Genomic DNA, 10,242 nt, shown 5'->3' with positions numbered 1-10,242 from the left:
GGGGGAAGGGGCGCACGGGCCTGGGCCGGCAGGGCGAGCGTCAGCCCGAGTCCCGCGACGCAGAGTGCGCCCCGCCAACGTCGGGCGGGGGTGCGCATCAGAAGGAAACGTACCAGAGCGGTGTTGAAGGGATCCACGCGACGAAGGCCGCCGCCCATCCGGGGCGCTGGCACCGTCCCGGGGCTCGTGGTGAAAATCCGGCGTGTTGACTGACGGGGGGACTCCCTCTATGTTGCGCGCCCTTTTGGATGGGACGCCTCGTAGATGCTCGTAAAGATTGAACAAATCAAAGATGCGGGGCTGAAGCTCGATGAGCCCATCGCTCTTGGGCTCCTGTCGGACGTCCTGGGTGGCGCGGCGTCGGGTCATGACACCGGCTTCCAGGCGACGGAACCGTCCACGCTCCATGCCTCCCTGCGCAAGCTCAGTGGCGGCGTGCTGCTGCAGGGCAGCTTCACGCTCAACGTGAACGCCCCCTGCAAGCGCTGCATCACCGACGTGAAGATGTCCCTCCCGGTGTCCTTCACCATCAACCTGGTGCCCGAGTCCCTGGCCCGGGGGGATGACTTCAAGGACGACGACGAGAAGGTCATGGAGAAGAAGGAGCGCGCCCAGGGTGAGTCCGGCGGCACCTTCGCCATCAACGATACGGATGAGCAGGTGTTCGACGGAAAGACGATCGATCTGGATCCGATCGTCCGAGAACAGGTATTGCTCGCCCTGCCGATGAGCGCGGTCTGCCGTGAAGACTGCCAGGGGCTCTGTGCGCAGTGCGGCCAGAACCTCAATGAAAAGAAGTGCGGCTGCACGCCGAAGGTCTCCGACCCTCGACTGTCGCCGCTGATGAACATCAAGCTGAACTGACGGTCCCTATGCCCCTCGCAGGTCGCGAGGGGGGACGGGTCCGAAGCCGAGGTGAGTCGTGGGAGTTCCCAAGAAGCGGACGTCGAAGATGCGCCGGGACCGTCGTCGGGCGGGCAACAACAACCTGCGGATCGCCGTGCAGGTCATCAAGTGCTCCAAGTGCAAGGAGCCCGTGATGCCGCACCGCGCCTGCGCGGCCTGTGGCAATTACGGGGGCCGTGAAGTCATCGCGACCGCCGCGGAGTAGTTGAAAGGCGGATGACGCCGGTGCGGCTCGTCCTCGACGCGATGGGTGGCGACCACGCCCCTGACGCCGTCGTGGAAGGGGGCGTGCTGTTCGCGCGAGCGTATCCCGGGCACGAACTCGTGCTGGTCGGGGACGCCACGCGTGTACGCCCCGTCCTGGAGCGCGCCGGTGCCCCCGCCAACGTCCAGCTCCACCACGCTTCGGAAGTGGTGGAGATGGACGACCCCGCCACCGCTGCGTTCCGACGCAAGCGGGACTCCTCGCTCCGGGTGGGCTTCGCGCTCGTCCGGCAAGGGGAGGCGTCCGCCCTGGTCTCCGCCGGCAACTCCGGCGCGGTGATGGCCGGTGGCATGTTGACGCTGGGCCGCATCCCTGGCGTGGAGCGTCCGGCCATCGCGGCCCTGTTCCCGGCCCTCAAGGGCGGCGGCCGCTGCCTGCTGCTCGACGCGGGCGCCAACGTGGACTGCCGCCCCTCGCACCTGGCCCAGTTCGCCGTGCTCGGCGAGGCCTACCTGCGCACCCGCCTGGGCGTGAAGCGCCCCCGCGTGGCGGTGCTCTCCAACGGCGAGGAGGCCTCCAAGGGCACGCAGTTGACGCGGGACGCCAGCGCGCTCCTGCGGCGCTCGGACCTGGACTTCGTGGGCTACGTGGAGGGCAAGGACCTGTTCTCCGGGGACGTGGAAGTGGTTGTCACCGACGGCTTCACCGGCAACATCGTCCTCAAGACGTCCGAGGGCGTGGGCATGGGCATCACCGGCCTGCTGCGTCAGGCCATCGAGAAGCGCGGCGGCCTGCCGGAGAAGCTGGGAGCGCTGCTCCTCAAGCCCACGCTCGCGGGCCTGCGCCGCGTCATGGACTACGCCGAGTACGGCGGCGCCCCGCTCCTGGGACTCCAGGGGGTGGGCATCGTCGCGCATGGCCGGTCGTCCCCTCGCGCCATCCACAACGCGCTCGTCACCGCGCTCCAGCACGTGCGCGCGGGGGTGCAGGAGGAACTGACGCGCTGCATCGCCAATGCCGCTGCCTGGCTTCCTCCCCACACGCGGGGAAGGAAGGCGGAGACGGAAGAGGTTCCTGATTAGAGCGCGTGGCCCCGGTGTCGGGCTCCGACGGCGCTTCCCATCGGAGAAACCCCCGTGTCACGCACCCAGATCCTCGGTACCGGTTCCTATGCTCCCACGCGCGTCCTGACCAACCAGGACCTGGAGCAGCTCGTCGACACGTCGGATGCGTGGATCCGCGAGCGCACCGGCATCCAGGAGCGCCGTCAGGCCGCGCCGGACGAGGCGACGAGCGACCTGGCCGTGCAGGCGTCCCTCCAGGCGCTCCAGATGGCCGGCGTGGCTCCGGAAGACCTGGACCTCATCGTCGTGGGCACCGTCACCCCGGACATGCCCATGCCGTCGTGCGCCGCGCTGGTGCAGGCGAAGCTGGGCGCGCGGCGCGCGTTCGCCTTCGACGTGTCCGCCGCGTGCGCCGGGGCCCTGTATGCCCTGAGCGTGGCGGATCAATTCGTGCGCTCGGGCCAGGTGAAGCGGGCGCTCGTCGTGGGCGCGGAGCTGCTCACCCGCGCGGTGGACTGGAGCGACCGCAACACCTGCGTCCTCTTCGGGGACGGCGCGGGCGCGATGGTGCTGGGCCCGGGACCCGCTTCGGAGGAGGGCCCGGACGCCATGGCGCCCCGCGGCATCCTCTCCACCTGCCTGCGCACCGACGGCTCCCTGGCGGACATGCTCTGCATCCCCGCAGGGGGTTCGCGCACCCCCGTCACCGCGGACAACGTGGATGCAAATCTTCACAAGCTCAAGATGAACGGGAAGGAGGTGTTCCGCTTCGCCGTGCGTGCGCTGGTGGAATCCACCCAGGCTTCGTTGGGGTCCCACGGGATGAATCCGGGGCAGGTGGACCACGTCATCGCGCATCAGGCCAACCTGCGAATCCTGGAAGCCGTGCTGCAGCGTCTGGAAATCCCGCGTGAAAAATGCTGGCTCAACCTGCACAAGTACGGCAACACGTCGTCCGCCTCGCTGCCCATGTCACTGGACGAGGCGCAGCGCGCCGGCCGCCTCAAACGCGGCGACGTCATCGCGATGATGGCCATTGGCGCGGGCATGGCGTGGGGCAGCGCGGTGGTGCGCTGGTAGGCAGGACGACACAAGGAAGGACCGCAACATGGCGAAGGTCGCGTTCGTGTTTCCCGGGCAGGGCAGCCAGGCCGTGGGGATGGGCAAGGACCTCTACGAGCAGTTCCCCGAAGCGCGCGCCGTCTTCGACGCCGTGGACGACGCGCTCAACGAGAAGCTGTCCACCACCTGCTTCGAGGGTCCCGAGGACGCGCTGAAGCTCACCGCCACCACCCAGCCGGCCATCCTCACGGTGTCGGCCGCGGTGCACGCGGTGTTCAAGACGCGCGGCCCGGCCCCGGCGTTCGTCGCCGGGCACTCGCTGGGTGAGTACTCCGCGCTGGTGGCCGCGGGCTCCCTGGACCTGCGCGACGCGGCGCGGGCGGTGCGCGCTCGCGGCACGTTCATGCAGGAGGCGGTGCCCGCGGACGTGGGCGCCATGGCGGCCATCCTGGGGCTCGCGCCGGACGCGGTGAAGGCCGCCTGCGACGCCGCGGCGGAGGGTGAGATCGTGTCGCCCGCCAACTACAACTCGCCCGAGCAGACCGTCATCGCCGGCCACAAGGCCGCGGTGGAGCGCGCGGGCCTCAAGTGCAAGGAGGCCGGGGCCAAGCGCGTGATGCCGCTGCCCGTCTCCGCGCCCTTCCACTGCGCGCTGATGGATCCGGTGAAGCCGAAGCTCGCGCAGGTGCTCGCGGGCGTGCGCGTGCTCGCGCCCCAGGTGCCGGTGGTCAGCAACGTGGAGGCCACGCCCAACTCGGACGCCGCTCGCGTGGTGCCGCTGCTGCTGGCGCAGGTGAGCGCGCCGGTGCGCTGGATCGAGTGCGTGGAGGCGCTGAAGGCCCACGGCGTCACGCACGTGGTGGAGCTGGGGCCGGGCAAGGTGCTGGGCGGCCTCATCAAGCGCATCACCAAGGACATCGAATCGTTCAACGTCGAGAACGCCGCGACCCTGGAGAAGGTGCTCGCCGCGTTGGGGGCAGCATGAGCGGCTTCAAGGAGAAGGTGGTCCTGGTCACGGGCGGCTCGCGCGGCATCGGCCGGGCGGTCGCGCTGGCCTTCGCGAAGGCGGGCGCGTCCACGGTCGTCATCAGCTACGTGGGCAACGAGGCCGCCGCCCAGGAGACCGTGGGGCTGCTCCAGCAGGCGGGGGCGAAGGCGGAGGCCATCCGCTTCGACCTGCTGGACACCGCCGCGTGCGCCGGCGCCGTGGACGGCGTCATCAAGACGCACGGTCGGCTGGACGTGCTCGTGAACAACGCGGGCCTGGCGGTGGACGGCCTGGTCATGCGTGTCAAGGATGAGGACTGGGACAAGCAGCTGGATGCCAACCTGCGGGGTCCCTTCGCGCTCATCCGCGCCGCCAGCCGCCCGATGATGAAGCAGAAGAGCGGGGCCATCATCAACATCACCTCCGTGGTGGGGGAGATGGGCAACCCGGGTCAGTCCGCCTACTCGGCGGCCAAGGCGGGGCTTATCGGCATGACCAAGTCGGTCGCCAAGGAGCTGGCCAGCCGCAACATCCGGGTCAATGCCGTGTCCCCGGGCTTCATCGCGACGGACATGACGTCGCATCTGGACGACGAGCTGCGCCAGAAGATGGTCGGCGGCATTCCGCTGGCCCGCCTGGGCAACCCGGACGAGGTCGCCGGGGCCGTGGTGTTCCTGGCGAGTGATGCGGCGTCCTACATCACCGGCGAGGTCCTGAAGGTCAACGGCGGCATGTACATGTAAGCCAAGGTTGGATTGCCGCCGGGCGTGGGATATACCGCGCCGGCCTTAAGACAGCCCGCGAGTCAAGCCGGGTCCCTACCCGGCCGCTGGAGGATTTACACTTATGACGACTGCCCCCGTGAACGTCGAAGCCAAGATCAAGTCCATCATCGCCGACCAGCTCGGCGTGGGAGAGGACGAGATCAAGCCCGAGTCCTCCTTCATCGAGGACCTGGGCGCGGACAGCCTCGACATCGTTGAGCTGGTGATGGCGATGGAAGAGGAGTTCGAGGTCGAGATCCCCGACGACGAGGCGGAGAACATCAAGACCGTCGGCGACGCCATCAACTACGTGAAGACCCACAAGAAGTAGCCGCGGCATCCAGCAGTGTCGGGGCCACGGGGGGCGCGCTTGCCCGGCGCTCCGGTCCCATCGCGGTCCGCGGTCAGTGGAGAGGACAAGTGTCAAACCGTCGAGTCGTCATCACCGGCACCGGCATGATTTCCGCGCTGGGCACCGGCACCGAGAAGAACTGGCAGGCGCTGCTGGCCGGCCAATCCGGGATCGGTACGATCACCCGTTTTGAACTGGGGAAGCTCGACGCGCGCATCGCGGGCGAGGTGAAGGACTTCCAGCCCGAGCAGTTCATCGACCGGCGTGAAGTGCGCCGGATGGACCTGTTCGCCCAGTACGCGATGGCCGCGGCCGACATGGCGGTGAAGGAGTCGGGCCTGCCCATCGGCCCGGACGCGCCCCATGGCTACAACCCGGAGCGCGTGGGCGTCATCGTGGGCTCCGGCATCGGGGGCATCTCTTCCCTGGAGGAGCAGCACCGCAAGGGGCTGGAGAAGGGGTTCGACCGGCTGTCTCCCTTCTTCATCATCCAGATGATCGTCAACATGGCGCCTGGGCTCATCTCCATGCGCTACAACTGCAAGGGCCCCAACTGGGCCCCGGTGTCCGCGTGCGCCACCAGCGCCCACGCCATCGGCGAGGCCTGGAAGTCCATCCGCCTGGGTGAGACGGACGCGGCCATCGCTGGCGGCGCGGAAGCGGCCATCACGCCCCTGGGCATGGGCGGCTTCTCCGTGATGAAGGCCCTGTCCACGCGCAACGACGACCCCGCGGGCGCCAGCCGTCCGTTCGACAAGGACCGCGACGGGTTCGTCATGGGTGAGGGCGCGGGCATCGTCGTGCTGGAGGAGATGGAGGCCGCGAAGAAGCGCGGCGCCAACATCCTCGCGGAGGTCGTGGGCTACGGCGCCAACTCCGACGCGTACCACGTCACCCAGCCGGCCCCGGAGGGCGAGGGCGCGGCGCGCTGCATGCGGCTGGCCCTCCAGTCCGCGGGCATGCGGCCGGAGGAGGTGGGCTACATCAACGCCCACGGCACCTCCACGCCGTTCAACGACGCCAACGAGAGCAAGGCCCTCAAGGCCGTGTTCGGCGACCACGCCCGCAAGCTGGCGGTGTCCTCCACCAAGTCGATGACGGGCCACATGCTCGGCGCGGCCGGTGGCGCGGAGGCGGTGGTGAGCGTGCGGGTGCTGACGCACAACGCGCTGCCCCCCACCATCAACCAGACGACGCCGGACCCCGACTGCGACCTGGACTACGTGCCCAACACGGCGCGCGACGCCCGGGTGGACGCGGTCATGAGCAACTCGTTCGGCTTCGGTGGCACCAACGCGGTGCTGGTGTTCAAGCGCTTCACCTGATGGCTTCCGGCCCGCTGCTCCCTTGCACGGGGCGGCGGGCGGGGGCCTTCCCTTCCAGGCCCCGCCCTTCGAGCGGGCGCCGCTTCGGAGTCCGGCCGTGAAAGTCATCCTCGCCTCCGACCACGCGGGGCTCGAACTGCGCCAGGACCTGGTGGCCCTCCTGAAGGAGCGCGGCGCCGCGTTCGACGACCTGGGCCCCCACTCCCGTGACTCCGTGGACTACCCGGACTTCGCCTCCCAGGTGGCGCGGGCGGTGGTGGCGGAGCCCGGCACGCTGGGCGTGCTGGTGTGCGGCACCGGCATCGGGATGAGCATCGTGGCCAACAAGCACCGGGGCGTGCGAGCGGCCCTGTGCACCACCGAATTCGAAGCGCGGATGACCCGCGCGCACAACGACGCCAACGTGCTGTGTCTGGGCCAGCGCGTGGTCGGCGCCGGCGTGGCGCGTGGCATCCTCGAGGCCTTCCTCGACACCGCCTTCGAGGGCGGCCGTCACGAGAAGCGCGTCCAGAAGATTCGCGACGTCGAAGCCCAGCAGCGCTGAAGGTCCCGACGTCGTCCCCAACGCTGTCCGTCGTTCGTCGCCAGGAGGCACCCCATGGAGAACACCCGCACGCTGGCCCAGGTGGACCCTGAAATCGCCCAGGTGCTCCGGCAGGAGACCGAGCGTCAGGAAGAGGGGCTGGAGCTCATCGCCTCGGAGAACTTCGTCAGTCCGGCGGTGATGGAGGCGGTGGGCTCGGTGCTCACCAACAAGTACGCCGAAGGCTACCCCGGCAAGCGCTACTACGGCGGCTGCGAGGTGGTGGACGTGGCGGAGACGCTGGCCATCAACCGCGCGAAGGAGCTGTTCGGCGCGGACGCGGTGAACGTGCAGGCGCACTCCGGCAGCCAGGCCAACATGGGCGCCTTCATGGCCCTCATGAAAACGGGCGACACCATGCTGTCGTTGGATCTGAACTCCGGCGGCCACCTCACCCACGGCGCGGCGTTCAACTTCTCCGGCAAGCTCTACAAGGTCGTCCACTACGGCCTGACGCGCGAGACGGAGACCATCGACTTCGCCCAGGTGGAGGCGCTGGCGCTGGAGCACAAGCCCAAGGTGCTGGTGGTGGGCGCGAGCGCCTATCCGCGCACGCTCGACTTCGCGAAGTTCCGGGAGATCGCCGACAAGGTGGGCGCCTCCATGCTGGTGGACATGGCCCACATCGCGGGCCTCGTCGCCGCGGGCGTGCACCCCTCGCCGGTGCCCTTCGCGGAAATCGTCACCACCACCACGCACAAGACGCTGCGGGGGCCGCGCGGCGGCATGGTGCTGAGCAAGGAAGCCTTCGCCAAGAGCATCAACAGCCAGATCTTCCCCGGCATCCAGGGCGGGCCGCTGATGCACGCCATCGCGGGCAAGGCGGTGGCCTTCAAGGAAGCGCTGACGCCGGAGTTCAAGGCCTACCAGAAGCAGATTGTGGCCAACGCGCAGGCGCTGGCGGAGGCACTGAAGTCCGCGGGCCTGCGGCTGTGCTCGGGCGGCACGGACAACCACCTGATGCTGGTGGACCTGCGCTCCAAGAAGCTCACCGGCAAGGTCGCGGAGGAGGTGCTCGGCAAGGCGGGCATCACCGTGAACAAGAACATGATCCCCTTCGACCCGGAGAAGCCAATGGTGACCTCCGGCGTCCGGGTGGGCACGCCGGCCATCACCACGCGCGGCATGCGCGAGAAGGAGATGGCGGTGGTGGGCAAGCTCATTGGAGAGGCGCTGGATTCCGCGCAGGACGACGCCGGGCTCGCGCGGGTGCGCGGCCAGGTGAAGGACCTGGCCCAGGGCTTCCCGCTGTACGCCTCGCGGTTGAAGTAACCCGCCCCCGTGCGCTGCCCCTTCTGTCAGGACGCGGAGAACAAGGTCATCGACTCGCGAGAGTCGCATGAGGGCTCCGTCATCCGACGGCGGCGCGAGTGCCTGGCCTGCAAGCGCCGCTTCACCACGTACGAGCGGGTGGAGGAGCTCTACCCGCTCATCGTGAAGAAGGACGGGCGGCGCGAGGCGTTCGATCGGGAGAAGATGCTCAACGGCCTGAAGAAGGCCTGCGAGAAGCGCCCGGTGTCCGCCGCCCAGTTGGAAGAGACGGTGGAGGACATCGAGCGGATGCTCCAGGGGATGGGGGAGAAGGAAGTGCCCTCGTCCTCCATTGGCGAGCACGTGATGCGGCGGCTGCAGCAACTGGATGAGGTGGCATACGTGCGCTTCGCGTCCGTGTACCGCAGCTTCCGGGACATCTCCGAGTTCATGCACGAGCTGAAGGATCTGCTCGAGGACCAGGAGCGCGAGCGCAAGGTGAAGCCACCTTCGACTCCGCCCAAGGACGGTTAGGAAGGGCGGTATGCGCTTGCTCACGCGGGGACGGTTGCAGGCGGCGAAGACGCCCCGGGCGAAACGCGCGGCGGACTTCGACCACGCGGTGGCCGAGTTCTTCATGCGCATCGCGCTGGAGGAGGCCGCCAAGGGCCTGGGCCGCACCAGCCCCAACCCCGTCGTCGGGGCGGTGCTGGTGAAGGGCGGGCGCATCATCGCGCGCGGCCACCACAAGAAGGCCGGCACGGCGCACGCGGAGGTGGTGGCGCTGGAGGCCGCCGGCTCCAGGGCGCGGGGCGCGGACCTCTACACGACGCTGGAGCCGTGCGACCACTACGGGCGCACCCCGCCGTGCAGCCTCGCGGTGCTGGAGGCCGGCGTGCGGCGCGTGTTCAGCGCGTCGTCGGACCCCAACCCGCTGGTGAGCGGCAAGGGCCTCAACCGGCTCAAGCGCGGCGGCGTGGCGGTGGTGACGCACGTCCTCAAGGAAGAGGCGGACGCGCTCAACCGGCCCTTCTTCAAGGTCATGCGCACGGGCCTGCCGTGGGTGACGCTCAAGGCGGCGGCGACGCTGGACGGGAAGCTGGCCGCGCCCAACGGAAGCTCGCGCTGGGTGACGGGAGAGGCCGCGCTCGCCTGGGTGCACAAGCTGCGCGACCAGGTGGATGCCATCCTCGTGGGCGCCAACACCGTCCGGCTGGACGACCCCCGGCTCACCACCCGGCTGCCCGGGGGCGGGGGCAAGGACCCGGTGCGCGTGGTGGTGGACTCGCACCTCAAGCTGTCCCCCACGCACACCGTCTTCACCCAGCGCAGTCCGGCGCGCACCATCATCGCCACGCTGGAGGACCCGGAAGGACGCAAGGCGCGGCGCTTCCTCTCCCAGGGCGTGGAGGTCTGGCACGTGAGAGCGAAGCAGGACCGCGTGGACCTGAAGGCGGTGCTGCGCCGCATCGCGAAGGAGGGGCTCAACCACGTGCTGGTGGAGGGCGGCGCGGGCCTGTACGGCACGCTGATCCGCGAGCGCCTCGCGGACTCGCTCGACCTGTTCCTCGCCCCGAAGCTGGTGGGGGCTGGCGGGCTGTCGTGGGCAGGCGAGCTGGGCGTGAAGGACATGGCCCAGGCCCTGGCGGTGAAGGACCTGAAGGTGGAGAAGGTGGGCGACGACGTCCTCCTGCGCGCCCTGCTCTGAAGGCCAGCGCCCCGCCCGCGCTTCCGTTATAAAA

12 protein-coding genes are annotated in these 10,242 nt (G+C 69.3%); all 12 read left to right on the top strand.

Going from position 1 to position 10,242, the window contains the following annotated elements; translation table 11 throughout:
• The first annotated feature begins 264 nt into the window (after nt 1-264).
• The 12 genes from D7X74_RS16080 to ribD all read left to right on the top strand — a co-directional run bounded on the left by D7X74_RS16080 (nt 265) and on the right by ribD (nt 10,208).
• Nucleotides 265-864, top strand: a complete 600-nt coding sequence (locus tag D7X74_RS16080; RefSeq protein ID WP_120533848.1) for a DUF177 domain-containing protein — start codon at nt 265-267, stop codon at nt 862-864.
• Nucleotides 865-922: 58 nt separating this feature from the next.
• Nucleotides 923-1,111, top strand: a complete 189-nt coding sequence (gene rpmF / locus D7X74_RS16075) for a 50S ribosomal protein L32 (RefSeq protein WP_120533847.1) — start codon at nt 923-925, stop codon at nt 1,109-1,111.
• A 20-nt stretch (nt 1,112-1,131) separates the two neighbouring features.
• Nucleotides 1,132-2,193 carry a phosphate acyltransferase PlsX gene (gene plsX, locus D7X74_RS16070; RefSeq protein WP_120533850.1) on the top strand — a complete coding sequence of 354 codons (1,062 nt, stop codon included), beginning with the start codon at nt 1,132-1,134 and terminating at the stop codon, nt 2,191-2,193.
• 54 nt (nt 2,194-2,247) lie between these two features.
• Nucleotides 2,248-3,255, top strand: coding sequence for a beta-ketoacyl-ACP synthase III (locus D7X74_RS16065; RefSeq protein ID WP_120533846.1), 1,008 nt, complete (start codon nt 2,248-2,250; stop codon nt 3,253-3,255).
• A 28-nt stretch (nt 3,256-3,283) separates the two neighbouring features.
• A complete protein-coding gene (gene fabD / locus D7X74_RS16060) occupies nt 3,284-4,222 on the top strand; it encodes an ACP S-malonyltransferase (protein WP_120533845.1) in 939 nt (312 codons plus the stop codon).
• Entirely contained in the window at nt 4,219-4,968 is a 750-nt protein-coding gene (gene fabG / locus D7X74_RS16055) for a 3-oxoacyl-[acyl-carrier-protein] reductase (protein WP_120533844.1), read from the top strand. The genes fabD and fabG overlap by 4 nt, the downstream gene beginning before the upstream one ends.
• Before the next feature lie 103 nt (nt 4,969-5,071).
• Entirely contained in the window at nt 5,072-5,320 is a 249-nt protein-coding gene (gene acpP / locus D7X74_RS16050; RefSeq protein WP_120533843.1) for an acyl carrier protein, read from the top strand.
• A gap of 89 nt (nt 5,321-5,409) precedes the next feature.
• Nucleotides 5,410-6,666 (top strand): beta-ketoacyl-ACP synthase II, encoded by a 1,257-nt coding sequence (gene fabF, locus D7X74_RS16045; RefSeq protein ID WP_120533842.1) that lies wholly within the window; start codon nt 5,410-5,412, stop codon nt 6,664-6,666.
• 97 nt (nt 6,667-6,763) lie between these two features.
• Nucleotides 6,764-7,210 (top strand): ribose 5-phosphate isomerase B, encoded by a 447-nt coding sequence (rpiB, locus tag D7X74_RS16040; protein WP_120533841.1) that lies wholly within the window; start codon nt 6,764-6,766, stop codon nt 7,208-7,210.
• A gap of 54 nt (nt 7,211-7,264) precedes the next feature.
• A complete protein-coding gene (glyA, locus tag D7X74_RS16035) occupies nt 7,265-8,521 on the top strand; it encodes a serine hydroxymethyltransferase (protein ID WP_120533840.1) in 1,257 nt (418 codons plus the stop codon).
• A gap of 9 nt (nt 8,522-8,530) precedes the next feature.
• The gene (gene nrdR / locus D7X74_RS16030; protein WP_120533839.1) at nt 8,531-9,034 is read left to right on the top strand and encodes a transcriptional regulator NrdR; all 504 of its coding nucleotides are present in this window, start codon (nt 8,531-8,533) and stop codon (nt 9,032-9,034) included.
• A gap of 10 nt (nt 9,035-9,044) precedes the next feature.
• Nucleotides 9,045-10,208: a bifunctional diaminohydroxyphosphoribosylaminopyrimidine deaminase/5-amino-6-(5-phosphoribosylamino)uracil reductase RibD gene (gene ribD / locus D7X74_RS16025; protein ID WP_120533838.1), complete on the top strand. Its 1,164-nt coding sequence runs from the start codon at nt 9,045-9,047 to the stop codon at nt 10,206-10,208.
• Nucleotides 10,209-10,242: the final 34 nt, after the last annotated feature.

It is taken from the genome of Corallococcus sp. CA047B (assembly GCF_003612065.1).
In the GTDB taxonomy this organism is placed as follows: Bacteria; Myxococcota; Myxococcia; order Myxococcales; family Myxococcaceae; genus Corallococcus; species Corallococcus praedator.
Note: the sequence above shows the minus strand (reverse complement) of the source record. Positions and strands in the feature narration are given on the sequence as shown.

Excerpts from the sequence above, each read along its gene's own strand:
- D7X74_RS16080 (WP_120533848.1), top strand. The coding sequence starts at position 265 with ATGCTCGTAAAGATTGAACAAATCAAAGATGCGGGGCTGAAGCTCGAT.
- fabD (WP_120533845.1), top strand. The coding sequence starts at position 3,284 with ATGGCGAAGGTCGCGTTCGTGTTTCCCGGGCAGGGCAGCCAGGCCGTG.
- fabG (WP_120533844.1), top strand. The coding sequence starts at position 4,219 with ATGAGCGGCTTCAAGGAGAAGGTGGTCCTGGTCACGGGCGGCTCGCGC.
- acpP (WP_120533843.1), top strand. The coding sequence starts at position 5,072 with ATGACGACTGCCCCCGTGAACGTCGAAGCCAAGATCAAGTCCATCATC.
- glyA (WP_120533840.1), top strand. The coding sequence starts at position 7,265 with ATGGAGAACACCCGCACGCTGGCCCAGGTGGACCCTGAAATCGCCCAG.
- ribD (WP_120533838.1), top strand. The coding sequence starts at position 9,045 with ATGCGCTTGCTCACGCGGGGACGGTTGCAGGCGGCGAAGACGCCCCGG.